At 69.0% G+C, this 25,893-nt stretch carries 17 protein-coding genes and 1 pseudogene; 16 read left to right on the forward strand and 2 right to left on the reverse strand.

The window, feature by feature from the left end:
- Positions 1-105: 105 nt before the first annotated feature.
- The 16 genes and pseudogenes from LLH23_14630 to LLH23_14705 all read left to right on the forward strand — a co-directional run bounded on the left by LLH23_14630 (position 106) and on the right by LLH23_14705 (position 20,868).
- Positions 106-1,089, forward strand: coding sequence for a hypothetical protein (locus tag LLH23_14630; protein ID MCE5239701.1), 984 nt, complete (start codon positions 106-108; stop codon positions 1,087-1,089).
- Between the two features lie 9 nt (positions 1,090-1,098).
- Positions 1,099-1,599 carry a flavin reductase family protein gene (locus LLH23_14635; protein ID MCE5239702.1) on the forward strand — a complete coding sequence of 167 codons (501 nt, stop codon included), beginning with the start codon at positions 1,099-1,101 and terminating at the stop codon, positions 1,597-1,599.
- A gap of 269 nt (positions 1,600-1,868) precedes the next feature.
- On the forward strand, positions 1,869-4,265 hold the full coding sequence (locus tag LLH23_14640; GenBank protein MCE5239703.1) for a DUF4091 domain-containing protein: 2,397 nt from the start codon (positions 1,869-1,871) through the stop codon (positions 4,263-4,265).
- A 416-nt stretch (positions 4,266-4,681) separates the two neighbouring features.
- Positions 4,682-6,097, forward strand: a complete 1,416-nt coding sequence (locus LLH23_14645) for a zinc metalloprotease HtpX (protein ID MCE5239704.1) — start codon at positions 4,682-4,684, stop codon at positions 6,095-6,097.
- A 150-nt stretch (positions 6,098-6,247) separates the two neighbouring features.
- Positions 6,248-7,837 (forward strand): oligosaccharide flippase family protein, encoded by a 1,590-nt coding sequence (locus tag LLH23_14650; GenBank protein MCE5239705.1) that lies wholly within the window; start codon positions 6,248-6,250, stop codon positions 7,835-7,837.
- Positions 7,821-8,897, forward strand: coding sequence for a M42 family metallopeptidase (locus LLH23_14655; GenBank protein ID MCE5239706.1), 1,077 nt, complete (start codon positions 7,821-7,823; stop codon positions 8,895-8,897). Before LLH23_14650 ends, LLH23_14655 begins: the two co-directional genes overlap by 17 nt.
- A 99-nt stretch (positions 8,898-8,996) precedes the next feature.
- On the forward strand, positions 8,997-10,064 hold the full coding sequence (locus LLH23_14660) for an AAA family ATPase (protein ID MCE5239707.1): 1,068 nt from the start codon (positions 8,997-8,999) through the stop codon (positions 10,062-10,064).
- A 287-nt stretch (positions 10,065-10,351) separates the two neighbouring features.
- Positions 10,352-11,224 (forward strand): DUF58 domain-containing protein, encoded by an 873-nt coding sequence (locus LLH23_14665; GenBank protein MCE5239708.1) that lies wholly within the window; start codon positions 10,352-10,354, stop codon positions 11,222-11,224.
- Between the two features lie 188 nt (positions 11,225-11,412).
- On the forward strand, positions 11,413-12,501 hold the full coding sequence (locus tag LLH23_14670; protein MCE5239709.1) for a cytochrome c-type biogenesis protein CcmH: 1,089 nt from the start codon (positions 11,413-11,415) through the stop codon (positions 12,499-12,501).
- Positions 12,498-13,508: a VWA domain-containing protein gene (locus LLH23_14675; GenBank protein MCE5239710.1), complete on the forward strand. Its 1,011-nt coding sequence runs from the start codon at positions 12,498-12,500 to the stop codon at positions 13,506-13,508. Before LLH23_14670 ends, LLH23_14675 begins: the two co-directional genes overlap by 4 nt.
- A gap of 121 nt (positions 13,509-13,629) precedes the next feature.
- Entirely contained in the window at positions 13,630-14,676 is a 1,047-nt protein-coding gene (locus tag LLH23_14680; protein MCE5239711.1) for a VWA domain-containing protein, read from the forward strand.
- The gene (locus LLH23_14685; GenBank protein ID MCE5239712.1) at positions 14,663-15,352 is read left to right on the forward strand and encodes a tetratricopeptide repeat protein; all 690 of its coding nucleotides are present in this window, start codon (positions 14,663-14,665) and stop codon (positions 15,350-15,352) included. The genes LLH23_14680 and LLH23_14685 overlap by 14 nt, the downstream gene beginning before the upstream one ends.
- A gap of 2 nt (positions 15,353-15,354) precedes the next feature.
- Entirely contained in the window at positions 15,355-17,112 is a 1,758-nt protein-coding gene (locus tag LLH23_14690) for a BatD family protein (protein MCE5239713.1), read from the forward strand.
- On the forward strand, positions 17,105-17,863 hold the full coding sequence (locus LLH23_14695; GenBank protein ID MCE5239714.1) for a tetratricopeptide repeat protein: 759 nt from the start codon (positions 17,105-17,107) through the stop codon (positions 17,861-17,863). Before LLH23_14690 ends, LLH23_14695 begins: the two co-directional genes overlap by 8 nt.
- A gap of 98 nt (positions 17,864-17,961) precedes the next feature.
- Positions 17,962-19,620 (forward strand): annotated as a pseudogene (locus LLH23_14700) (EamA family transporter).
- A 567-nt stretch (positions 19,621-20,187) separates the two neighbouring features.
- A complete protein-coding gene (locus LLH23_14705; GenBank protein MCE5239715.1) occupies positions 20,188-20,868 on the forward strand; it encodes a DUF1559 domain-containing protein in 681 nt (226 codons plus the stop codon).
- A gap of 13 nt (positions 20,869-20,881) precedes the next feature.
- Here the strand turns inward: LLH23_14705 and LLH23_14710 are convergent, their stop codons facing one another.
- On the reverse strand, positions 20,882-23,308 hold the full coding sequence (locus LLH23_14710; GenBank protein MCE5239716.1) for a PAS domain S-box protein: 2,427 nt from the start codon (positions 23,306-23,308) through the stop codon (positions 20,882-20,884).
- Positions 23,309-23,386: 78 nt separating this feature from the next.
- Positions 23,387-25,852 (reverse strand): tetratricopeptide repeat protein, encoded by a 2,466-nt coding sequence (locus tag LLH23_14715; GenBank protein MCE5239717.1) that lies wholly within the window; start codon positions 25,850-25,852, stop codon positions 23,387-23,389.
- Positions 25,853-25,893: the final 41 nt, after the last annotated feature.

Raw genomic sequence — 25,893 nt, forward strand, 5'->3', positions numbered from 1 at the left:
CCCCCAACGTCGCCGCGCGGGAGGAGAACGGGCTGCGGACGTCCAAGATGCTGGGGACCGTCGATCAGCCATCTGCAGTCCACGGCCGCATCACGAGGTGCCGACATGGGAGACGAAGCGCCGCGCCAGACGTTCGAGGGCCAGGACCCGCGATACCTGGCGGAGCTGCCGGGCTACGCCATCCGCGCCCGGGACGTGCTGGGCCTGATCTGCCTGCACGGCGGGGGCGAGCCGCCCCACATGACTGTGGATCTGGCGCCCCTGTACGAGCGCATCGTCGCCCATCCGGACACCTGCCTGACGCTCACGTCGGCGTTCGATTGCGGCGGGGGGCCGTTCCAGTTCCCGCGCGAGGATAGCGCGTACCAGCGGCGCATGGACCTGCACGTGCTGCAGCGGCTGATGCTCTCCCCCGGCGATGCCCGCAGCGCCCGCGAGCTGTTCCGCCGCGCGGGGAAGGAGATCACCTCGCTGGACGGCATCTGCGTGTTCGAGACGCCCACCGAACGCTGGCCCAACTGGCCCGAGGAGGCCGTGGCGGCGTACCTGCGCGGCCTGCAGACGCCCCTGCCCGAGCCGCGGACGCCGGAGCAACTGGCGCAGATGAAGCAGGATTCCGTCGCCGAGATCGAGGGCAGCGAGGGGCTCTTCATCCGCCCCCATCACCTGATGTGCATCACGTGCTTCTACGGCGGCGGGGCGACGGGGCCCATCCCGGGCGATAACCTGTGGGAACCGCTGGCGCGGATCAAGGCGAACCCGGACCTCCCGGTCACCCTCGTGGAGGGGGACTGCATGGTCTGCCCGCCGTGCGGTGGCCATGACCACCGGAGCGGCACCTGCATCCGCCTGTGCGGCCTCAAGGACCGGCGCAAGGACCTCGACACGCTGCGGCTGCTCGACCTGCTGCCCGGAGACACCATGCCGGCCCGGGAGCTGCTGGCACGCTACGTGGAGCGCATTCCGCATGTGCGCGTGGTGTGCGACTATGGCGAGCAGCGCGTGCCCGAGTGGCTGGCCTGCGGCGGGTCGTTTTCAGGCAACTATGAGAAGGGGCTGGCGAAGATCAAGGCAGAGCTGGGGATATAGGAGGAAGCCATGAAGCAAGTTCCGATCGGCGAGGCGCTGAAGCTGAAGTACCCCGAGTGGGTGATGTTCGTCATCAGCCGCGACGGGGAGGGGGCGCCGGACATCATGCCTGCCGGGTGGTGCATGGTCTGCAACAGCAACCCGGTGATGATGGCCGTCTCGGTAGGCTTCGGGCGCTACACGCACCGGTGCCTGGAGGAGACCGGAGAGTTCGTGCTGGCCTGGCCGGGGGCGGGGCAGGAGGAACTCATCGCCCAGACCGGGTCCACCACCGGGCGGGACATCAACAAGTTCGAGCAGTTCGGGCTGGAGGAGATAGATGCCGAGGTCGTCGGCGCGCCGCTGATCGAGGGCTGCGTCGCGGCGCTGGAGTGCGTGGTGGTCAGCCAGCTCGAACTCGAAGACCACTCCATCTTCGTCGGCGAGGTCGTGGCCGCGCATGTGGCCGACCCGCCGGTGGCCAAGCTGGAGAACTTCAATGGGAGATACGCGACGGCGAAGGCGGAGTAGGGGGGATTCGGGAGGCGGGGGCTGTTCTGGTTGTAGTGGGGGCTTCCAGCCCGCCCATGGTGACTAGGGGGCCTGGGGCGGGCTGGAAGCCCGCACTACTGGCGTTGGAGCGACGGGGACGGCAACGGCGTCCTCACCCCTACCCCTCTCCCTCGCTTCGCTCCGGAGAGGGGAACGGCGACGGCCGCCTACCCCCTGCCCCCTCCCTGAAGGGAGGGGGAACGGCTGCCCTCCCCGAGGGAGGGGGATTCTGCGAAGGAGAACGTGCCATGCCTCTGCTGGTTGCTCTGGCTCTGCTGATGGCGGCTATTCCCGGACAGGCTCAGCCCAAGCGTAACGTCAACCTGCTGGTCAACCCTGGCTTCGAGCGGGCTGAGCACGACGCCCTGCCGCCCTGGACCCCCTATGGCAAGGGCTTCGCGCTGGCGGCCGGGGGGCATTCCGGGCGGCAGGCCATCGTCTGCCGGGCCGGGGACAATGACACGATCCTGGGCATCGGGCAGGAGGTGACGTTCGATCCGCCGCTGCGGCACCCGTTCAAGATCTCGGGGTGGAGCAAGGCCAAAGAGGCCGCGGGCGGCGGCGACTACTGCATCTACCTGGACTGCTTCTACGACGACGGGACGCCGCTGTGGGGCGTGAAGGCGCCGTTCGCCACCGGCACCCACGACTGGCAGTACAGCGAGAACACCTTCGCGCCAGACAAGCCCATCCGCAAGATCCAGTACTTCGTGCTGTTCCGTCGCTGCCGGGGAGAGGTCTGGTTCGATGACTTCTCCCTGTCGCTGGCGCCGTTTGAGGTGCAGGCGGAGCAGCTCCTGCCCAGCGTGTACGGGGGCAACAGTGTCGACTACGCGGCCCGGCTGTCCATCCCGGCCCAGTGGGAGGCCGTGGTGCAACGGGGCGGGCAGACGGTGTTCAGCCAGCAGGGGCACGGCACGGGCGTCGCGATGAGCTGGAACGGCCGCGATACGAACGGGAAGCTGCTGCCCGGCGGCAGCTATGGACTGCGCGTGACCGCGAAGGACGACCTGCTCGGGGAGCAGATGACGATCGCAAAGCGCACCACGACCAGGTCGGGGCCGGGACAGGGCTACCTGGCATGGACCGACACGGGGATGGAGCGCACGCTCATCAATCGCCTGCCACGGCCCGACCGCAAGCTGCAGGCGGCCATGTCGCTGGCCCGCAACGAGTACGAGAGCTGCCAGGTTGCCCTGCGCACCAGTCCCCAGCAGGAGCTGCAGGGCTGCCGGGTGAGCTTCAGCAACCTGAAGGGGCCCGGCGGGGCGACCCTCGGCCGGGAGAACCTGCAATGGCACCTGGTCGGCTTCGTGGAGATGACGGCGCTGGCGCCCGGGGCGACGCTGCCCGATGACGCCGTGCCCGGCTGGTGGCCGGACCCGCTGCTGCCGGTGCGCAGCTTCACCGTGCCGCCGGCGACGACGCAGGCGGTGTGGCTGACGGCGTATGCGCCGCGCGGGACCAAGGCGGGGGACTACACGGGGGCGGTGACCATCACCCCGACCAACGCGCGGGCGCTGAAGGTCCCGCTGCGGCTCACCGTCTATGGGTTCGACCTGCCGACCCAGGGGCACCTGAAGACGGCCTTCGCGCTGATGGACGGGTACCTGGAGAAGCTGTACGGCAAGCCCCTGACGCCCGAGTTGCGGCGCAAGTACGGCGACTTCGTGCTCCAGCACCGGCTCAACCCCGACGACATCTCGCGCACCGACCCGCCGGACGTCGAGGACATCGCCTACTACAACGACCGGGGGCTGAACGCCTTCAACGTCATCAACATGGTGCAGCCGCGCGGGAACCGCACCTGGGTGTGCTGGAGCCCGCTGGAGGTGTACACGCCGACGTTCAAGCAGCAGCTCATCGCGCGCCTGGACCCGTACGTGGCCGAGCTGAAGCGGCGCGGACTGGAGAAGAAGGCGTATGTCTACACCTTCGATGAGCGGGGCGAGGACTTCTATCCGGTGATGAAAGAGTACTTCGGGCTCATCAAGGAGCGCTATGGCATCCCGACGCTGACCACGGCGCAGGTGGCGCAGGACCCGCAGGTGATGCGGGACATCAATGTGGACTGGAACTGCCCGCTCACGCCGCGCTATCACGCGGAGGAAGCGGACCGGTGCCGGCAGGCGGGGCAGCAGGTCTGGGCCTACGTGTGCTGCGGGCCGCGCAAGCCCTACGCCAACTTCCTGGCCGATGACGCGCTGATCGAGGCGCGGCTGATCTGGTGGCAGGCCTACCAGCAGAAGATGGACGGGTTCCTGTACTGGGGGCTGAACATCTGGGGGCGGCCGCACAACGACGCCCTGATTGACCCCGACAGGGACGGGCCGCGGCTGCGCTGGAGCATCACCACCGGGGGCAAGGAGGCGTGGCTGCAGAGCCTCCACGGCGACGGGGAGTTGCTGTATGCCGGGCAGAACGGGCCGCTGGGGTGCATCCGGCTGGCGAACATCCGCGACGGGCTGGATGACTACGAGTACCTGTGGCTGCTGGGACAGATGACGGGCGCCCCCGAGCAGGCGCGGGCGGCATGCCGGCCTGTCAGCAGCGACCTGACGACCTTCACCCGCGACCCGCAGGTGCTGCTCGCGCAGCGGGAGCGGATGGCGCGGAAGATTGAGGCGTTGGCGGGGAAGCGGTAGGACGGCGGCCCTCACGCCCTGGCCCCCTCTCCTGGCGACCGCAGGTCGCAGGGGAGAGGGGGAAACGGCAACGGCGTCCTCACCCCTACCCCTCTCCCTCGGCCCACTGCGCGGGCCTCCGGAGAGGGGAGCGGCATACGGCGGCCTACCCCCTGCCCCCTCCGGAGACGCTGCGCGTCTGACGGGGAGGGGGGAACGGCGACGGCTCGAGGCATAGTGCAGGATTGGCTCAAGGAGCGACCCGAAAGACCAAAAGGGCATTCACAGAAGCATGGCGAAAGAGGTAAACTACCGTGTGGCTTTGCTGCTGACCGCCCGTCGGGGGGCGGCCTGAACGGGGCGTGTGGGTATTCGTGTTCCTGTAGTGAACTGTCATCGCTCGTGACGATCCCCCCGCGGGGTGAAGAGGTGATCGCATGGCTACGGACGATGTTTCACCGGAACGCACGCGTGCCTTCTATAAGTTCAAGGAAGCCGAACAGCAGGTGCAAAAGCACCACTATGACCACGCGCTGGAGCTGGCCCACGACGCGCTCGACATAGACCCCACCTTTGCCGAGGTGCGGTTCTGGATTGCCGACCTGTACCGGCGCCAGGACAAGGCGCGCAAGGCGTCGCTGGTGTACCAGGAGATATTGCACCAGGACGGGACCAATGAGCAGGCCTGGGCGGCCCTGCGCGAGATTGACCCCGCCGCAGCCGAACGGCTCACACGCCTGCGTGACATCGCTCCGGACCCCTTTGTGGCCCAGCGCGGAGCCGCGGCGGCGGATGATCTGGATGACCTGGGCGGCCTGGCCGATGAGTTCGCCGAGGAACAGCCCGAGGAGGAGCTGATCCTCGCCCGCGACGTGGCGGTGGATGACCTGGGAGATGTAGCCGAGACCGGCGGCGTGCAGGCGATGCTGGAGGCCGAGGTCGGCAGCATCACCGGCGTGCAGCCGGCGCACGGGAGTGGGGCGGAGGTCGCCGGCGACGACCTGGGGGCCGAGGACGAGGCGGGGCCGCCGGACTGGCTCTATGAGGAAGACCTCAAGTACCGTGACCGGATGGCGCAGAGCCGGGTCTACACCAAACTCCTGCCGGACATCGTGGACTTCTGGCGGGATGACGACAAGTGGGACACCGCCATCAGCGGGTCGGTGCACTTCGACGCCAAGCGGCACCCCGGAGTGATCGAGGTGTGCCGAGAGGTGGAGACGCGGCTGGGGGCGCCGCAGTGGAACCTCTACGTGTGCCCGGAGCGTCGCATGGTCAGTTGCATCACGCGCGGCAACCCGCCGACAATGTCGCTGACCACGGGCTGCCTGAACGCGCTGACGCACGACGAACTGCTGTTCATGGTCGGGCGCTTCACGACGATGGTGGTGGCGGGGCACGTGCCGTTCATACAGATGACGATGCTGACGCTGGAGCGCAGCCCCCGCACCATCACCGATGTCGAGACGGACATGCTGGACCTGCTCAAGGACCAGCACGCGGGCTGGGACGCGGGCGTGCACCGCGAGGACCGCATGAAGCTGGGGCAACTTTGCCATGCGTGGCAGCAGCGGGCGGAACTAACGGCCGACCGCGGGGGGTTGATATGTTGTGGTAACCTCGACGTCGCCTGCAATGCCATCGCCCGGCTGACGGCGCCGGACTCCACTGCGGCGCAGACGGCGAGCGCCCAGGTCCTGGCGGAGAAGTTCAAGGGCCAGGATGTGGGGCAACTGGCCGCCATTCCTCCCAAAGAGGACCCCGTACGCCACGAGGGCTATGCCCTCTACCGCGTCAAGATGCTGCGCTGGTGGGCCAAGACGCCGCAGGGGCAGGCTCTCCTGGCGCCCTGATGAAGCCGTAGTACCGCGACGCGCTGCCTTCTCATGACGACAGACCGACTGGTAGCCCGGGGATAGTCGGGCTGTCTGAGTGTGTTCGCCTCACGTCACACCGTCCGTGATCCGCCCGGTCTGGACCGGCGTCGTGCCCGGAGGTCTTAGTTGTCAGCTCACGAACGCTTGGAAGCCCACCGCCGCAAGCCGCAAACCCTCGCCTCAACGGCTGTTCTCATCATCGGTGGCAGTTCCTACTTCAGTATGCTGGTGGGGGTGCTACGCTCGGTCCTGGTCATGCGCCTGGTCGGCCCGGCCCCTCAGGGCGTCCGCCGCATCGTGGACCTGATCCTCAAGTACGCCACCAACTCCCACCTGGGCATCCTGCATGGCACGAACAAGGAACTGCCCATCTACCTGGGGCAGAACAACGCCGAGATGGTGCAGGAGGTGGAGGATGTCGGCGTGACGTGGGTGGTGGGGCTGACGCTGATCGCGTCGGTGGCGATGCTCATCGTAGGGCTGATGAACCCCACCGGGCAGCGCGTGACGTCCATCGCCATCATGATCGGGGCGGGGCTGCTGCTGGTGGGCCAGACCGCGACGCTGTACCGGACCATCGCGCGGGCGTGGGGGCACTTCCGAGCCCTGGGCCTGGTGGCCGGGGTAGAGACGATCACGACGTTCGTCTTCACGCTTGCGGGGGCGTATGGCTTCTACCACTTTGGGCACGAGAACCAGCACCGCGAGTACGCCGTGCTGGGGGCGATGCTGGGGGGGCTGCTGGCCAACTGTGTGTCCCTGATCCTGCTGGGCGCGCTGTCGCCCATCCGAGTGCGCATCCGGTTTGACGTCCAGCTGGGCTGGGAGTTGGCCAAGGCCGGGCTGCCGATCGCCGCGATGATCTTCGCCGACACCTTCTTGCGAACGGTGGATGGCGCGATCATCACGGCGTGGTACGGCTCGTACTGGTTCGGGCTCTATAGCATGGCCATGCAGATGGCGGGCTACCTGTACGCCATCCCGGAGGCCGCCGGGTTCGTGATCTGGCCGAAGATCCTGCAGGCGTTCGGAGCGGCCAACGGCGACCAGCAGGCGCTGCGGCGGCAGGTCGTGCTGCCGACGATGATCGCGGGGATGTTCATGCCGACGATCGCCGGGATGGCCTATGTGCTCCTGCCGCCGGTGGTCAATGCCGTGCTGCCCAAGTTCATGCCGGCCATGGGGGCCACGCAGATCCTGGCCCTGGCCAGCGTCTTCCTGGCGTTGCCGATGGCCACCAACAGCCTCCTGATCGCCCTGAACAAGGGCCACCACGTGGTGCTGTATAAGCTGGTGGGGGCGGCCGTCGTGGCCGCCGGGTGTCTGGTTCTGGTCCGCCGCGGGGAGCATGAGCTGGTCACATTCGCCGTCGTGGCCAGCTTCGGCTATGCGGTCGCCGCGATCCTGAGCGTGGGGCTGGTGCTGCCGCAGTATGAGGGGAGCTTCCTGCGGCGGGTGGAACTGCTGTTCGGCACGTTCAGCCCCTTCGTGTGGGCGTGCTGCGCCCTGCTGCTGTCACGGGTGGTGGGCAGCATCTTCATGGTTCCGGACGGTGCAAGCTTCGTCTGGGCCGGCCTGCGGCTGGGGCTGTTCCTGGCGCTGATGGTCCCGGTGCTGCTGTTCGGCAATAGCCAGACCAAGCTGGGACATGAGCTGCGCCAGATGCGCGAATCCTGGAACCGGAGTGAAGAGACCGACCATGAAACCGACGCTTGAGCTGCTCCAGGAGATCACCGAACTCGACGGCCCGTCGGGCTATGAAGCGCCGGTGGGGCGCTATGTGGCCGAGGCCCTCGCCGGGACGGGCGAGATCAGCCGCGACAACCTCGGCAGCGTCATCTGTCGCCAGCCCGGCACGGCGGGCGAGCCGCGGATCATGGTTGCCGGCCACATGGACGAGATCGGCTTCATGGTCAAGCTGGTGACCAAGGAGGGGTTCGTCAAGTTCGCGCCCCTGGGTGGCTGGTGGAGCCAGGTGCTGCTCGCCCAGCGTGTCCGCATCCTCACCAACAAGGGCCCGGTGACGGGCGTGGTCGGGAGCAAGCCCCCGCACCTGCTGCGTGACGGCAAGCGCAACGAGGTCGTGGAGATGCAGGACATGTTCATTGATGTCGGGGCGACGGACCGGGAGCAGGCGCAGGAGGCGTTCGGCATCCTGCCCGGTGACCCCATCGTCCCCGACAGCCCCTTCGCGGCGATGGCCGATGAGCAGATGCTGCTGGCCAAGGCCTGGGACGACCGGGCCGGGGTGGCGATGTTCATCGAGGCGCTCTGGCAACTGGCCGAGAGTGAACATCCCAACACGGTCTACGGGGTGGGGACGGTGCAGGAGGAAGTGGGGCTGCGCGGGGCCCAGACGGCGGCCGAGGCCGTGCAGCCACACGTGGCGCTGGTCTCCGAGACGGCCATCGCCGGGGACATGCCGGGCATCGAGGAGCATGAGTCACCGGTGAAGATGGGCCAAGGGCCGGTCATCTATGTGCTGGATGGCAGCATGATCCCGAACCTGCGCCTGCGCGACCTGGCCCTCGAGACTTGCCGGCAGGAGGGTCTCCCCTACCAGACGACCGTCCTCGAGCGCGGGGGAACCGACGGCGGACGCATCCACGTTTATGCAAGAGGCGTGCCGAGCCTGGTCATCGGCGTGCCCACCCGACACATTCACTGCCACGCCGGCCTCATGCACCTGCGGGACTACCAGCAGTGCGTGCAGTTGCTGGTGGCCCTGTGTCGGAAGCTGGATGCCGCGACCGTGGCGGCGCTGACCGCCGAGTAGATCCTGATAGAACATGTCCGGGCCGGATGTACGAGCGGTCACCGACCGCTCGTACACGCGGTTTCGCCTCGTGATTCCGGACCCCAGGGAGCGATTGCCTTGGACCTCAAGCAACTGGAAGAGCACATCGAGCAGAAGAGCCGGTGGGTCAAGCGCGTCAAGGCCGAGATCGGCAAGGTGATCGTCGGTCAGGACTACCTGGTTGACCGCCTGCTCACCGCGCTCGTGGCCGACGGCCACGCGCTGCTGGAGGGCGTGCCGGGTCTGGCCAAGACCCTGGCGGTGCGGACGCTGGCCCAGACGCTGGACACGAAGTTCCAGCGCATCCAGTTCACGCCCGACCTGCTCCCCGGCGACATCGTCGGCACGATGATCTACAACGAGAAGGAGCATGAGTTCTTCGCGCGCAGGGGACCGATCTTCGCCAACCTGGTGCTGGCCGACGAGATCAACCGCGCGCCCGCGAAGGTGCAGAGCGCGCTGCTGGAATCGATGCAGGAGCGGCAGGTGACCATCGGCGAGCAGACCTTCCCGCTGCCGGGGCCTTTCCTGGTGCTCGCGACGCAGAACCCCATCGAGCAGGAGGGGACGTATCCGCTGCCCGAGGCGCAGGTGGACCGCTTCATGATGAAGCTGAAGGTGGACTACCCGACGCGCCCGCAGGAACTGGACATCCTGCGCCGCTGGACCGGGCTGGAAGAGCCGAAGGCGGGGCCGGTGGCGACCATCGCCGAGATCATGGAAGCGCGGCAGGCCATCCACGCCATCCACATGGAGGAAGTGCTGGAGCGCTACATCGTGGACCTGGTGTGGGCCACGCGCGAGCCGGCGGCGGCAGCCAAGGAGATCCGCGAGCGGTGGCGCAAGAGCCCCGAACGCACGGCCGCCGGCCACACCGCCGCGGTCGAGGAGAACCTGACCCGGCTGCAGGAGTGCGAGTCGCTGATCGAGTACGGCGCCTCGCCCCGCGCCACGCTGTACCTGGCGCTGTGCGCCCGCGCCAATGCCTTCATCCGCGGACGCGCGTATGTCACGCCCGATGACGTGCTGGAGGTCGGCATGGACGTACTGCGCCACCGCATCATCGTGTCCTACGAGGCCGAGGCGGAGATGATCGGCAGCGAGGACATCGTGCGGCGGGTGTTTGAGACCGTGGAGATACCGTGAACGGCCGGGACGGCAACGGCGGGAACGGTGAGGCGGGAACGGTGAGGCGGGACCACGGGAACGGTTGGCGCGAGGGTTGTAGTGCGGGCTTCCAGCCCGCCCTGAGTCCTCGGGCCTGACCTGGTGCGGGCTGGAAGCCCGCACCACGCCCAAGGGCCGCGTGGGCGCGCGTGTCCTCACGCGCGCAGCCGTGCCAGACGCCCGACGCGGATCGGAAGCCCGCCCTACGAGACCAGGGCGGGGCGTCGTGGCAGACCCTCGATGGACTGAAATGTAGCTGCAAGACCATGCTGCCAACCGAACTGCTGCGCAGAATCCGCCAGATCGAGATCCGCACGGATCACCTCGCCAACGACGTGTTCGCCGGCGCCTACCAGTCCACGTTCAAGGGACATGGCATGGAGTTTGCGGAGGTGCGCGAATACCAGGCCGGTGACGACGTGCGGACCATTGACTGGCGCGTGAGCGCTCGCACGGGCCGGCCCTATGTGCGCAAGTATGTCGAGGAGCGCGAGCTGACCGTGATGCTGGTGGTGGACGCCAGCGGCAGCATGAACTTCGGCACCGCCGAGACCACCAAGGCCGAGACGATGGCCGAGGCGGCGGCCACGCTGGCCTTCTCCGCCATCCGCAACAACGACAAGGTGGGGCTGCTGATCTTCACCGACCAGGTGGAGACCTACGTGCCCCCGCTCAAGGGGCGGCGGCAAGTGCTGCGCGTCATCCGCGAGATCCTGTACGCCAAGCCCCAGAGCCCTCGCACGGACCTGGCGCGCGCACTGGAGTATGTCAACCATGTGCTCACCCGCCGGGCCATCCTGTTCGTGATCTCCGACTTCCTCACCGGCGGCTATGCCAAGCCGCTGCAGGTGGCGGCGCGGCGGCATGATGTGGTGTGTCTGCGGGTCGAGGACCCGCGCGAGGTGACGGTGCCGCCGGCCGGGCTGTTCGAGCTGGAGGATGCCGAGACCGGCGCGCGGCGGATCGTGGACCTGTCCGAGGCGCTGGCCGAGACCATGCGCTTCCAGGCCACCCAGCGCAAGGGGCAGCTCAAGCAGACCCTGGCGCGCTACCACGCGGACCTGATCGAGATCCAGGCCGGGCAGGCGCCCGCCGAACCCCTCATGGCGTTCTTTGAGAGGCGGGCGAAGCGGCGATGAGCGGCCTGACGGCGGAACGGCAACGGCGTCCTCACCCCTACCCCTCTCCCTCGCTCCGCTGCGCTACGCTCCGGAGAGGGGAACGGCAGCCTCACCCCTTGCCCCTCTCCCTCGCTCCGCTGCGCTGCGCTCTGGAGAGCGGGGGACGACTCTGGGCGACCTTTGCTGGACACAGGAGTCCGTTGCCGTTGCCAGACACCAACCGCCACACGTCGGTCAAAGCCGCCAACATGTCTACACCCTCCACCCCTCCCCCGTGGGGAGGGGTCGCTGCGAAGCAGCGGGGGTGGGTTGCCGCTCTCGCGCTGTTGCTCCTGGCTCTCCCCCACCTCGCCGGCGCCGCGGGGACCATTGAGGCCACCGTGGACAAGCAGAAGGTGACTGTGGGCGAACCGTTCGTCTACATGGTTAACATGCTCGTGCCGCAGGGGGCCCAGGAGGACCTGCCCGGGGAGAAGGCCACCTTCAAGGGCCTGGAGGTCCGCAACTACCAGCCGCAGGAAGTCCCGCAGACCGATGGCAGCCGGCAGGTTGTGCTGCGCTACACGCTCGTGTGCTTCGATGTCGGCCTGGCCGGGATCAAGGACTTCCGCGTGCCGGTGCGGATGCCCAACGGCGACCAGGAGAAGTGGCTGGCCCCGCCGTGCGAAGTGACCATCGCCAGCGTGCTCCCCGAGAAGGGCCAGGTGCAGCCCAAGGGGTTTGCCGGGCCGATCATGCTGCCCTCAAGCTGGACGCAGTGGCTGTGGGCGGCGCTCATCGCCCTGCTGATCCTGGGGGCTGTGGTCGCAGCGATCATCCTGTGGCGGCGACGCCGACAGGCCCGGCCGACCGTGGAGCCCGAGCGCCTCCTGGCGCCAGATGAGGCGGCGCTGGCGGCGCTGGGGCGGCTGCGTGAGGAGGATCTCGTCGCGACCGGCAGCTTCCTGGCGTTCTACCAGCGGCTCGATGAGATCCTGCGGGCGTGGCTGCAGGCGCGGTTCGACATCCCCGCCCTGGAACGCACGACGATGGGGACGATGTACTTCCTGCGCGCGCGGCGCGAGGCTGACTCGTGGCGCACGGGCGTCCTGGAGTTGCTGCACGCCGCCGACCGCGTGAAGTTCGCGAACCTGCCCCCGAGCGATGGCGAGGCCTATGAGCATGTGGAGCAGGCGGCGCAGGTGATCGAGACGGCCAAGCAAGCCGTGGCAGAGGCGGAAGCCGAGGCTGCGGCCCGGGCCGCAGCCGAAGCACAGGTGGCTGAGGCGAAGCAGCGGGGGGGGCGCCGGCGATGACCTTCGCCGATCCGTGGATGCTGCTGCTGCTCCTCCTGCTGCCGGTGATCGGCTGGCGTCTGGCGCGCCCGGGCAAGACGGGCAGCGCGGTCTCGACCTATCCGGACCTGCGGCTGACCATGGCCCGCGGGCGCTCGGCCCGACCGTGGCTCGCGCGGCAGTTGCCGTGGGTGCGGCTGCCGGCGCTGGCCCTGCTGATCGTGGCCTGCGCGCGCCCGCAGGCCCCTGCCGGCGTGCGGGAGATCGGCGGCGCGGGCATTGACATCATGCTGGTGCTCGACATCTCCGGCAGCATGCAGGCCGAGGACTTCAAGCCCAAGAACCGCTTCACGGTGGCGCGCGAGGTGCTGCGCGAGTTCATCAGCAACGCCGGCGCCAATCGCCTCGGCCTGGTCGTCTTCTCCGGCAAGGCCTTCACACAGAGCCCCCTGGCCGCCGACCACCAGATCGTGAGCCAGTTGCTCGACCGCGTGCACATCGGGATGCTGGAGGACGGGACGGCCATCGGCATGGCCATCGCCACCGCCGCGCACCGGCTGCAGGCATCCCAGGCGCGCAGCAAGGTCATCATCCTGCTGACCGACGGGGTCAACAACCGGGGCGAGGTGGACCCGCCCACGGCGGCGGAGGCGGCGGCGGCCCTGGGGATCAAGATCTATGCCATCGGTGTCGGCAAGGAGGGCGGGGCGCCGGTGCCCGTGCCCGGAGCGCTGCTCGGGCCGCGCTATCTGACCGACCCCAAGACCGGGCGCGTGCTGATGACCAAACTGGACGAGCCGATGCTCAAGAAGATCGCGCAGATCACGGGCGGGAAGTACTTCCGGGCCACGGATGCCCAGGCGCTGCGCCAGATCTACGACCAGATTGACAAGATGGAGAAGTCGGAGTTCACCGCCAAGCGCGAGCGGCGCTATACGGAGCTATTCGGCAAGTACGCCGCCTGGGGCCTGGGGCTGCTGGTGCTGCAGACGCTGCTGGGAGCGACGTGGCTGCGCAAGGCGCCTTGACGGCGAGGGGGCTGTCCCGCGGGCCGTACCCGCGGGGCTGTCCCCGACGACGAATGCAGAGGGGGGTCAGCCCCCTGCGGATCAACTGCGTTGACCCTCCGGGGACAGACCCCGTGACACCATGACTAACTACTTCAAGTGGGGACAACCTGAGGTGCTGGTGTGGCTGTGGGTGGCGCCGGTGCTGGCGCTGCTGGCGTGGCGGGCCATCCTGCTGCGGCTCGCGGCGGCGCGGCGGTTCTGCCCCACCGCGGGGGACCGACGCCTGGCGCTGCGGCCGCTGCTGGAGCGGCTGGTGCTGCGCTATGGGTTGGTAGTGCTGGCGACGGCGCTGCTGGTCGTGGCGCTGGCGCGGCCGCAGGTGGGGACGCACCGCGAGCGGGCGCAGCGCAAGGGCGCCGACATCGTGCTGGTGATGGACACCAGCCTGAGCATGGCGGCGGCCGACATGCAGCCCAACCGGCTGACGGCGGCGAAGCTGGCGGCCATCAACCTCGTCAACCGCCTGCCCAACGACCGCTTCGGGATGATCGTCTTCTCGGGTGATGCGCACCTGTACTGCCCGATCACCATTGACCATGACGCGGTGCAGATGTTCGTTGACTCGGTGGAGGTGGGCGCGTCGCCGCAGCCCGGGACGTCGCTCGCGGCGGCGCTGCAATCCGCGGGCGAGGCGCTGGGCAACAGCGAGAGCAAGCACCGCGCCATCGTGGTGCTGAGCGACGGGGAGGACCTGGCCGGGCAGATGCTCGAGTCCGCCGGGCGGGTGGTCCGCGAGACCGCCGCCCGCATCGAGGTGCTGGGCTTCGGCAGCCCGCAGGGGGAGCCCATTCCCATCAAGGACGAACAGGGGAACGTGCGCGGGTTCAAGACCGATGAGAAGGGCCAGACCGTGATGTCGAAGCTGGGTGAGGAGGGGCTGCAGCAACTGGCGACGGTCGGCAAGGGCATGTACTTCCGCGCCATGACCCAGGGGGCGACCGATGAACTGGCCGGGCGCCTGGAGGCCATGGAGGGATCGCAGGTGGGGATGATGCTCTACACCGACTACGGCGAGCGCTTCCAGTGGCCGCTGGGGCTGGCGCTGGTGCTGCTGGCGCTGGAGGCGGTGCTACCGGAGCGGGTGCTGCGGCGGCGCAGGCAGGAGGCGGCGCATGAGCAGGGCTAACCGGCGTGTCATCTCCCTGGTGACGTTGCTGCTGGGGCTGCCCTGGCTGGTGGGCTTTACCTTCCCCGGCGGGCTGCAGCGGCTGTGGCGGCAGGCGGACCGGGCCTTCAAGCGACAGCAGTACGACCGGGCCGAACAGCTCTATGACCAGGCGCGGCAGCAGCAGCCGGACGAGTGGCGGCTGGCGTTCAACACCGCCGTGGCGCAGGCGGCGGGGAAGAAGCTCGACGTGGCCGCCAAGGGCTTTGAGAAGATCGCCGCCAGTGGCCCGCAGGAGTTGCGCGAGCCCGCGGAGTACAATGCGGGCAACTGCTACCTGGCCCAGCAGCAGAAGGACCAGGCGATTGAGCACTACAAGCGGGCGCTGTATCTGAACCCCAACGACATGAACGCCAAGTGGAACCTGGAGCTGGCCAAGCGCCAGCAGAAGCAGGACCAGCAGCAGAAGCAACAGCAGAAGCAGCAACAGAAGCAGGACCAGAAGAAGCAGAACCAGCCGCAGAAGCAGGACCAGCAGAAGAAGCAGCAACAGCAGCCCCAGGACCGGAAGATGGACAAGGACGAGGCGCGGCGCCTGCTGCAGTCGTTGAGCCAGGCCGACCGTGACCTGCAAAAGAAGATGGCCAAGCAGCGCCAGCAGCCGTTCCGCGAGGCGCGGCCGACCAAAGACTGGTAACGATGCACAGGCATGCCCGTCGTCCACGGTGGCTGGTGATCGGGGCCCTGCTGGCCCTGCCCGCTTGCGCAGGCGCGCAGGCGCAGGTCACCGCGCGCGTGGACCAGCAGGCGGTCAGCCAGGACGAGACGGTGCAGTTGACCGTGACCGTGTCGGGCAGCGGCCTGAGCATGCTCACCGAACCGACGTTGCCGGACCTCAAGGGCTTCCGTGTCGCCGGCACCTCCACCCAGCAGTCCATCTCGCTCGTGGGCGGGTCCATGCAGTCGAGCATGAACTACGTCTATGACCTGGAGCCCACCCGCACCGGCAAGCTGACCATCCCCCCCGTCACCGTGACCCTCGGCGGCAAGAGCTACCACACGCAGTCGTTCAGCATCATCGTCACTCCCGGCACGGGTGGGGGGGGCAGACGGGTGACACCGAACGTGCCCTTCGGCAGCGATCCCTTCGGGAGCCTGCCCGCAGGCCAGTCCGCGGACGTCAAGCAGACGGTGGACCGCAAGACTGTGTACGCGGGGCAGCAGATCACCTACACCTTTGCGTTCCTGCAGTGCGAGCAGCTCTTCGGGGATGTGCAGTACTCGCCGGCGGACACGCCCGGGTTCGTGGCCGAGGAGCTGCCCAATCCGCCCAACTCCACCGAGACGATCGGGGGGCGGACGTATTCGGTGCAGCGCCGGATGAAGGCCCTGTTCGCGACTTCGCCGGGCAAGCACACCATCGGCCAGGCGAGCGTCGCGGTGACGATGGACCCGATGCTGGGCTCCGAGGACCTCGTGGCCGACCCGGTGGGGGTGCAGGTGCTGCCGCTGCCGACGGCGGGGCAGCCGGCCAGGTTCAGCGGGGCGGTGGGGTCGTTCGCGGTGCGCCTGCGGGTGGACCGGCAGGCTGTGCGGGCCGGGGAGACGCTCAACTGCGTGGTGGAGGTCAGCGGCAGCGGGAACATCCGGTCGCTCGGCGAGCCCGATCTGGCGCTGCCGGACTGGGTGCGGGTGTACAAGGCGGGCGAGAACCGCCGGGTGAGCCCCGGCGGCGGTGGGGGCGGCCCGGCCGTCATCGGCGGGACGGCCACGTTCTCCTACCTGCTGCTGCCGCGCCAGGCCGGGACGCTGCGCGTGGGCCCGGTCAGCTACGCCTACTTCGACCCGCAGGCCCGTGCGTACCGCACGGCAACCAGCCAGGGGGCGGAGATCACCGTCACGCCGGGGTCGGGCACGGCCGCGCCCGTGGTCCCGGCGGATAACCTGCGCCCGGTGAAGACGGAGAGCGGCCGGGGTGTGACGCGACCGTGGGCGGGGCAGCGCTGGCTATGGTTCGTGCTCGCGCTGCCGCTGCTGGTGGTGCTGTGGGCGGGGCGGCAGCGCTGGGAGGCGGAGCGGCTGTTGGCGGCGCCGGAGCACGCGCGCGCCGGCAACGCCCTGGCCCTGGTGCACAAGCGCTTTGACCTCGCCGAGAAGGCCCTGGCCGCCGGCAACCACGATGTGTTCTATGAGGGTCTGCACGCGGCGCTGCTGGACTACATCGCCGACCGGACGACGGCGCCGCCGTCGGGGCTGACGGCCGAGGTGGCCTGCGACCTGCTCGCCGCGCACGGCGCCGATCAGCCACTGGCCGAGGTGGCGCGGGCGCTGGTGGAGCGCACGGCGGCGGGGCGCTTCGCGCCGGGCGCGACTGATCCGGGCAAAGCTCAACAACTCGTGATCCAGTGCCGGCAGACGGTGGCGGCGTTGCAGCGGCAGGTGAGGCCCGATGCGTAGGCTCCTGCCGGCGGCGCTCATGTGGGTCGCTCTGCTCGCAGCGGGCGGGGGGCACGCGCAGGGAACCTCTCCCTTTGTCGCCGGGAACGCCTACTACCAGCGCGGCGACTACGAGTTCGCGCGGCAGCAGTATCTGGCGCAGTTGCAGCAGGGCCCGGTGACCCCCGCGTTGCTCTATGACCTGGGGAATGTGTCGCTCAAGCTGCAGCAGCCCGGCTGGGCCGTCCTGTACTATGAGCGGGCGGCGCTGTATACTCCGCGTGACCGGGACTTGCGGGCGAACCTGGCGGTCGCGCTGGCGAGCCGCCGGGCGCCGCCGGTTGGCGACGCGCCGGGCTGGCTGGAGTTCATCTGGCAGAACGCGCGGCAACTGTTCACGCTCAATGAGCTGACGGGCGCCACGATCCTGCTATATCTGGCGTCGTGCGGCCTGCTCGTGTGGCGCTTCCGCACGCGGGAGTTCCGCCGCCGCTACCTGTGGCTCATGGTGGCGACGCTGGTGCTGCTGGTGCTGGTGGGGACGCTGGCGGCCAGCAAGTGGCGGTCGGACTGGGACCCGGCGCGATCGGTGGTCGTGACGGATGGGACGCTGTACGCCGGGCCGGCGGACACCTTCCCGGCGGTGCGCAGCGTCTACCAGGGGGAGCTGGCGCGCGCGCTGCGGCACGAGGGGTTCTGGTGCGAGGTGGACCTGGAGAACGGCAGCCAGGGCTGGGTGCTGCAGTCGGCCGTCGAGCCGGTGGTGCGGTAAGGAATGGCGGTTGAGGCGGGCTTCCCCGGCGAAGCCCTCCGACGGAGGGACTCTTGCGAGCCGAGCGCTTACGCCCGTTCTACTACATCGGCGCCGGAGTGATCCTGCAGGGCCTGTCGCCGGTCCTGACCAAGCTGCTACTGACCAGCCTGTCGCCGGCCACGGTGGTCGGCGCGCGCTACCTGATCGCGGTGCTGTTCCTGCTGCCGTTCGGCTGGCGGCACACTTCGCCCCACGAGCACGAGCCGCCACGGCGGCGCGACTGGGTGGCGCTGTTCCTGGTGGGGGCGCTGGGTTCGGGCCTGGCCGCCCTGCTGTTCACCCGCGCCATTGACCTGACCTCGGCGGGCATCGCGACCTCTCTGTCCAAGACGGCTCCCATCTTCGTCGCCTTCTTCGCCTACTTCACGCTCAAGGAGCGCGTCACGTCGGCGCGGCTGCTGCTGGTGGGGCTGATGGTGGCGGCGGACCTGCTGATCGGCGCCGGGGAGATGCGCGCGGGGACGGAAGTCGGCCAGCGCCTGCTGGGGGACGGCATGGCCATCGGCGCCGGGGCGTTGCGCGCCATGGCGGAGATCCTCAGCAAGACGTCACTGCGGCGCTTCTACCCCTCGACCGTGGCCCTGTGGCGCTTCGGGATCGGCTTCGCGTTCACGGGGATCATCGCCGGGGTCAGTGGCGAGGTCGGGGCGCTGCGGCTGCTGGAGCCGCGGGAGTGGTGGCTGCTGCTGGTGCTGGGGATTGGCTGCACGAGCCTGTCCATGACATTGTACTACCGGGGCCTGCGCGAAGTGCCGGCCCACGTGGCGGTCAGCCTGCGCCTGCTGTCGGCGATCGTGACGGTGCTCATATCGTGGGTGGTCCTGGGCGAGGCGCTCAACGCCCTGCACATCGCGGGCATCGCGATCCTGGTGGCGGGGGCGTACCTGATCGTGGTGCGCACCACGCGGCAGCCGGTGCATCGGGCCGCGCCCGCGGAGGCCGCGGGCCCCGGGGTGCGCCTGGGGCCGATGCAGACCCTGCGGGGCCGCGTGGCCGTGATGGTCGCCAGCATGATCGTCCTGACCGTCACCGCAGCCACCGTACTGTCGGTGCAGCACACGTGGACGGTGCTGAACGACCAGGTGCGGCTGACGATGGTGAAGACGGCCACGATGATCCTGCAACTGCGAGGCGTCGCCCAGCCGCCCAGTCCCGAGACCTACCGGCAGTACCTGGACCGTGTCCTGCGCGACAGCTTCACGGGGCGCTTCTACTCGGTGGACATCGAGTACCTGTGCGTGCTGGACGGTCAGGGGAATGTCATCGCCTTCGCCCGGCGCAGCGAGCTGGACATCCGCGACGCCCGCGGCCAGCCGATGCTCGGGGACGGGGAAGCGGTGGCGCTGCGCCTGTTGGAGTTGACGGAGACACGCGAGTTGCAGCGGCGGTACGACATCATCCCGATCGCCGCGGAGCTGAACCAGGGCGGGCGCGTGACGGGCATGGTCAAGATGGGGTGCCGACGCAGCCTCGTCTACCGTACCGCGTATGAGATCGCGCTGCGGAACATGAGCCTGGCGATCCTGCTCATCATCGTGGGGGTGGCCATCTCGTACCGCCTGACCGATGTGCTGGCGCGGCCGCTGGAGGACCTGGCCGGCACAGTGCGACGCGTGGCGCAGGGCGAGCTGGATGCGCCGCTGGTGCCGCTGGGCAGCCGCGAGGTCGCCAGCCTGGGGGCGTCGGTGGCGCGCATGGCAGGAGATTTGCGACAGGCGCGGATGCTGCGCGAGACGCTGGCGCGGCTGACGTGCCCGCAGGCACAGCAGGCGCCGCTGCCCCCCGTGAGCCTGTTGGTGCGCCTGGAGGGCGAGGACGGGGCAGGGCGGGAGGACCTGCTGCAGGCGCTCCTGGATGCTGTCTGCAGCAATGAGGGCCGGCTGGCGGCGGTGGCGCCCGGCCACGTGCTGGCGGTGTTTGGCGAGGCGGATCCCGAGCAGGATGATGTGCTGCGGGCGGTGGTGGCGGCGCTCGAATGGCGGGGAGCGGCCGGGGGGGCGCAAGTGGCGCTGGTGGACCTGGCGGGGGGGGAGGGCGCGACGGCGGCGGAACGGCTGGAGGCGCTGCGGGCGGTGCTAGAGCAGGCCGAGCCGGAGGGGGCGGGGGTCTACGTGACTCAGGCGGCCGCGGAGGCGGCCGGCGAGCACCTGGAGTCGGCGGCGAGCGGCGCCGGAGGGCTGCGGCGGGTGTGCGAACCGGAGGAGGGTGCCAACGAGGCCGAGACAGAAGAAGAGGAGTGGTAGTCGCGGCCATCGAGAGGCAGGGGCCGAGGAGGGTTGAAGATGTCGGGCCTGGGTACAATAAGGCCAATGTGCTACCGGGATCGGTGGAGAGGCCGTCACGGCTTCACACTCATCGAGCTGCTGGTGGTGATCGCCATCATCGCGATCCTGGCGGCCATCCTTTTCCCCGTCTTCGCCCGGGCCCGTGAGAAGGCCCGCTCCACGCGCTGCGTCGCCAACCTCAAGCAACTCGGCAACGCCATGCGCATGTACATGGATGACTACGACGGGCTCTTCCCCTGGTGTGTGGACATCGCCGACAAGAACCTGCCCGAGATCTGGAGCGACTACCCCGCCTGGCAGGTCCTGATCGCCTCCATGCCCCTCATGCACGATGTCGTGGACCCGTATGTCAAGAACAAGGAAGTGTGGCACTGCGCGTCGGACAAGGGGTTCGACGTGCTGGAGGATGCCGGCAACCTGCCGCTGCCGGCGCATCCGACCTGCTACAACGCCTTCGGGTCCAGCTACATGTACCGCACGGAGCTGACCTTCCGGCAGGCCACGCAGGAGAGCCTGCCCGACCCGGTCGCGATCAATGTCCTGTTCGACGGGAGCGGCACCTGGCACGGGGGGAATGAGTGGGGGAGCTTCCGCTGGAACGTGCTGTACGGCGACGGGCACGTGAAGACCACGAACCGTGGGCAGTACGACACAGCGTGGAACACGGCCGTGCAGTAGCGGCCACCCGACATCACGCGGGGGTGGCCAGATCGTGCAGTACCGTCTCGACCTGCTCGCGCGTGCAGGGCTTCTTGAGCAGGCCGTCGAGCCCCTCAATCTCCCCCGGGGCGATATCCCAACCGGTGATGAGCACGACCTTGATGCCCGGGCGCAGGCGGCGAGCCCTGTCGGCCAGTTGCGTGCCCGAGATGCCCGCCATGCCATAGTCGGTGATGATGGCATCGAAGGGCTGCTGCTGGAGGTGCTGCAGGGCGTCCTCGCCGGCGTAGGCAGCGGTCACCTCATGGCCGAGGCGACGCGCGACGGCGGTGACGTAGTCGGCGATCTCCGCCATGTCGTCCACGACCAGGAGGCGCAGCCTGCCGGCTGAGGCGGAGGCGCCGGTGGGAGCCGCCACTGCCTCTTCGTCCGGCTCGGAGGTAGGGAGAGTGACGGTGAAGACGGTGCCCTCGCCCGGTTGCGAGTCCACCGTGATCGTCCCGCCATGGCGCAGGATGATGCCATGGATGACGGCGAGCCCGAGGCCGCTGTTGTCGGCGCCCTTGGTGCTAAAGAACGGCTGGAAGATGTTGGCCATCGTGTCGGCGGACATGCCTGAGCCGGTGTCGCGCACTTGGAACTCCACCGTGTCGCCCTTCTGGGCGCCGGCGATGGTGATGTCGCCATCGGCAGACATGGCCTCGCAGGCGTTGACGATCAGGTTCATCAGCACGTTGCCGACCTCGCCGGCACTGGCGTGGACCGCCAGACCCGACGGGACCTCATCGTGCAGGCGGATGGTAAGGCCCTGTCGCTGGGCTACGTCGCGCCAGCGGGGACGCAGGGAGAAGATGACATCCTCGGTCAGTTCACGCAGGTCGAAGACTTGCTTGTCCAGATCGGTGCGGGCCTTGGAGAAGCGCTGGATGCGGCGCACGGTCTCGGCGCCGCGGGTGGCGGCCGCCATGATGGCGTTGAGGGAGCGCTGCTTCTGCGGGTCGTCTTCGGTCAGGAGCAGCAGGTCAGTGGGGCCGATGATGCCTGCGAGGGTGTTGTTGAGGTCATGGGCCACGCCGCCGGCAATCTGGCCCAGCGAGCGCAGGCGCTCGGTGACGATGGCCTGGCGCTCGAGCAGGCGCTGCTGGGTGACGTCCAGGCCCACGCCCACAATGCCGGTGAAGGCGCCGTCGGCATCCCGCTGGCCCACGGCGTGCCACGCGATGATGATCTCCTCGCCGCTCTTGCTGTCCCACGTGAGTTCGGCGCTGCTCCGGGGCTGCTCGCGGGCAGCCTCGAACAGCTCGGCGGCAGCCGCGCGCAGTTCGGGGGGAGCGAGGGTCTCCCAGTACGGCCGGTCGCGCAGCTCGGCGGCGGCGTAGCCGGTGATGCGCTCGCCGGCGGGATTGAGCAGCGTCACACGCCCGTCGGCGTCGGTGGCCATGATGATGGCCTCGGCGGTGTTGATGATGTTGTTGGAGAAGTCGCGTTCGCGCTGTACGGCCAGCTGCGCCAGGACGCGTTCGGTCACGTCCAGCACGTTGGCGACGACGGCAGGTTTTTGCCAGAACAGGGCGTCGGCGACCGCCACCTCACACCAGCGGGGCTGGCCCTTGAGGGGAGTGAACACGAGCAGGTTGGGCCCTACGCTGCCCCGGAGGGTCTGGCGGCGGCGCAACTGGGCCTTCAGTTCCTGGACGCCGGCGGCGGCGAAGAAGTCCCACAGCGACAGGCCGAAGCCGTCGGAGCTGAGGCAGCCGGCCATTTCGAAGAAGTATGGGTTGCCGTAGACGAGGCGCCCGTCCTGCTCGATGACGATGCCCGTCGGCGAGGCCTCGGCGAGGGCTTTGAACTGCATCTCCACCTCGCGTAGCTCGGTGCGCGTGCGCTCGTGCGAGCCGGTCACCTGGCGGGCCTGGCGCACGGCGCTGCTCATGCGCCGGACCGCCACGTGCACCAGGGCCAGCGTGGCGCCGTAGAGCCCCAGGTTCGCGATGAGAGCCGAGTCGAAGCGCTGGAGCAGTTCGGGCCGGTCGGCCAAGCCCAGGTAGGTGAAGACGAACATGATGGGGGCGCCGAGGGCGGCGAGGACGGCTGCGCGAGTGCCGAGGGTGATCTGCGCGACGACCAGCGCGACCACAAACAGAGGCCACAGCGACAAGTAGGCGTACGGGGCCGTGGTCGTGGCCTCGATGACGACGCGGGCCACCACGACCGTGACCAGCACGCTGGAGGCCAGTTGCTCGTAGCCGCGCCGGGCGAGGAGGACTGCCCCCACGAGACACAGGGCGGCAATGATCGAGACGAGGGCGGAGAACCCGTAGCGAGCGCTATCCGTCTGGATGGCGGCCGCGTGGAACCCGCAGAAGACCCCCAACAGACCGATGGCGCTGGCGGCGCCGGCGCCGACCAGCTCAATGACCTGCAGTCGCTCGCCGGAGGGAACAGGCTTGACGCGCATGAATCACTCCCAGGCTGGCAGGCAGCGCAAGACGTGGCGTCAGGGAGACACCGTGGCTGCCCGATGATGCGGTGCGTCTCAGACCCGTAGGCGCCGCAGCTTGGTCTGCGCGGCGGCGATAGCGTCACTCAGGCGCAGAGCGTGGCGGAGGCCCTCGGAGGTGGCGGCCATCCGCCAGGGGTGCTGCACGGCCACCGGCTCCAGCACGAAGCGGATGCCAGTGGGGCGCGGGGGCGGGATCGTCAGCCAGCGCGCCGGCTCCAGACCCTGGACCTTCATGTCGCGGTCATCAAAGCCGACGCGGCTGGGGTCCACCAGGTTCTCCAACTGCGCCAGCTGAGCATAGCGGCCGTCCATGGCGCCGCGGCCGATGACCCGCATGCGCTCCCAGTGGCGTAAGGCCGCCTCGACGTCGTTGGGACGGTTGCGGAGCATGTAGGCGATCCCGATGTTCCCGTGCAGGCCGGGGTCGAGTTCGTTGTGCAGCAGCGCCTGTCTAAAGTAATGCACGGCCACGTCCAGGAGTTCCATGGCGGTGGCGCGCAACTGCCCGCGCCTGGCGTCGGACAGCAGTTGCGTGCGGAAGAGCAGTTGGATGCGATGCGCCTGGCGGGCTGCGGCCAGAGCAGCCATGGAGTGCAACTCGGGCTTGCTCTCCGCGCGGATGCTCTTGCGGAAGGCCGCCAGGGCATGCTCGTAGTCCTTGAGCAGATAGAGGCAGCGGCCGAGATTGCGGGCGGCGTAGGCCAACAGGTCGCGCGATTCGCAGGCCGCTTCCAGCAGGGGCACCGCGCGCCGTATGCAGGCGCGGCCGCCGACGGTGAGGGCGATCTCGCCATCGTCGGTGCGATGGGTCTGCTTCTCCCCCTGCTCAGCCAGGATCGTGCCCATCAGGTAGGTGATCTCGGGGCTCTTGGGTTCCAGTTTCGACGCCGCTTCGAGGTGTTCCTCGGCGACCTCGAACTGCTCCTGCATGTAGTGATAGAGTCCGAGGTTGACATGCGCCTCCGCGGCCAGGTCGTGCCGTTCGAGACCGCTCAGCAGACCGGCGTAGCGGTCCTGCACCGGGGCCAGGAGCGGCTCGCGCTCGGCGAGGGCGACCTGGCGGTCGAAGTGGCTGGCGGCGTGGGCCAGAGTCGCAGTCGCCGTGTCGAACACGAGGTGGGCATCGTCGGGCCACTGCTTGAGGGCGCGCTCCAGGACGTTCAGAGCGGCGCCGATCTCGCCTTGCAGCAGCAGCGCGCGCCCCATGTTGCTGCACGCGATGGGGCCGGCGCCCGACGCCTGCACCGCCGACTGGAAGTGCGAGAGCGCCTCGGCCCGGCGCCCGAGTTCCCACAGCGCCACCGCGAACACCGTATAGGCCTCGTAGCTGGTGTCGCCCAGCTCGATGGCGTCGGCGGCCGCGTCGGCGGCCTTGGCTGTCTGGCGGATGGCCAACTCGGATACGGCCAGGTTGTATGAGGCGTCGCCGCGGTAGCTGTCGCCGTGGAGCAGCGATCGGAACCCGCGCTCGGCCAGGTGCCAATGCCCTGCAGCGGCGTCTGCGGCAGTCATGTTGATGAGAATGGCGCCATCGGAGGGGGCAACCCGGTGGGCGCGCCGCAGGTACAGGCGCGCCTGCTCGAACTGCCCCGCGGCGGTGAGGATGACACCCAGCCAGTTGGCGAAGGCCGGTTCGGATGGGTCCTGACGGCTGGCCTGCATGATCTCCCCGGCTGCCTGCTGGAGCTGCTCGCGCTGGTAGGCGACCAGACCCAGGTTGGCGCGGGCGGGGGCCAGCTCAGGCTTGGCCGCGACAGCCCGCTCGAGCCATGGGGCTGCGGCTTCCCACTGCCCGCGCAGGGCCAGGGCAACCCCGATGTTGTTCATGGCCGGGGCCGTGAGGTCGTGGCCGGTCCGGGTGATCATCTCGGCCAGGCGCTCGGGCCCTGTGACCAGCGGCGCCAGCAGGGCGCAGTTGGCGGCGGCCTGTCCGTTGGCACCGTTACCCATGGCCCGCACGAACAGCTCTGCGGCCCGGTCGGGCTCATCCCGACACGCCAGGACCACGCCGAGGTTGTTGAGCAGATCGTGGTTGGCCGGGTCCAGTTCGAGCGCGTGGGCCAGTTGCGCTTCGGCAGTGTCGAGGTGCCCCCGCAGGTACTCCGCGACAGCCAGGTCGCACAACACCGGGCCCGAGGGCCCGTCCTCGGCCAGGTGTGACAGGGCGTGTCGCTCAGCCCGCACGAGGCTTCGCACCTGGCGCCGCCGGCCCCACAGGGAGAAGAACACCCAGCCCCGGCGGAGGACGCGCCAGGCCTGGCCGGGGATCAGCACTACCAGTGTGGCGACGGCGCCGCCACCGATGGCTGCCAGGCCGATGGCCACATAGCTGAGTGGCTGCACGAAGCGCGCGCACAGGCAGCCGGCCATGATGGCGGTATCGAGGATGACCAGCAGCACAAGCACCCGCCGGAACCGGAAGGTCTCCAGGCGGATCCGCTCGGTCTTGCGGGCCTCGTCATGTGGTGGCAGTTGCCACTGATGATGCAGTTGCCACACAGGCTGCTGTCCAGACAGTGCGGCCTACAGGGTCCTCCCTC

The sequence above is a fragment of the bacterium genome, from assembly GCA_021372615.1.
Classification (GTDB): Bacteria; Armatimonadota; Zipacnadia; order Zipacnadales; family UBA11051; genus JAJFUB01.

Coding starts and splice junctions, on each gene's coding strand:
- LLH23_14665 (MCE5239708.1), top strand. CDS start 10,352: ATGCTGCCAACCGAACTGCTGCGCAGAATCCGCCAGATCGAGATCCGC.
- LLH23_14705 (MCE5239715.1), top strand. CDS start 20,188: ATGTCGGGCCTGGGTACAATAAGGCCAATGTGCTACCGGGATCGGTGG.
- LLH23_14640 (MCE5239703.1), top strand. CDS start 1,869: ATGCCTCTGCTGGTTGCTCTGGCTCTGCTGATGGCGGCTATTCCCGGA.
- LLH23_14675 (MCE5239710.1), top strand. CDS start 12,498: ATGACCTTCGCCGATCCGTGGATGCTGCTGCTGCTCCTCCTGCTGCCG.
- LLH23_14685 (MCE5239712.1), top strand. CDS start 14,663: ATGAGCAGGGCTAACCGGCGTGTCATCTCCCTGGTGACGTTGCTGCTG.
- LLH23_14635 (MCE5239702.1), top strand. CDS start 1,099: ATGAAGCAAGTTCCGATCGGCGAGGCGCTGAAGCTGAAGTACCCCGAG.
- LLH23_14690 (MCE5239713.1), top strand. CDS start 15,355: ATGCACAGGCATGCCCGTCGTCCACGGTGGCTGGTGATCGGGGCCCTG.
- LLH23_14695 (MCE5239714.1), top strand. CDS start 17,105: ATGCGTAGGCTCCTGCCGGCGGCGCTCATGTGGGTCGCTCTGCTCGCA.
- LLH23_14710 (MCE5239716.1), bottom strand. CDS start 23,308: ATGCGCGTCAAGCCTGTTCCCTCCGGCGAGCGACTGCAGGTCATTGAG.
- LLH23_14655 (MCE5239706.1), top strand. CDS start 7,821: ATGAAACCGACGCTTGAGCTGCTCCAGGAGATCACCGAACTCGACGGC.
- LLH23_14645 (MCE5239704.1), top strand. CDS start 4,682: ATGGCTACGGACGATGTTTCACCGGAACGCACGCGTGCCTTCTATAAG.
- LLH23_14630 (MCE5239701.1), top strand. CDS start 106: ATGGGAGACGAAGCGCCGCGCCAGACGTTCGAGGGCCAGGACCCGCGA.
- LLH23_14680 (MCE5239711.1), top strand. CDS start 13,630: ATGACTAACTACTTCAAGTGGGGACAACCTGAGGTGCTGGTGTGGCTG.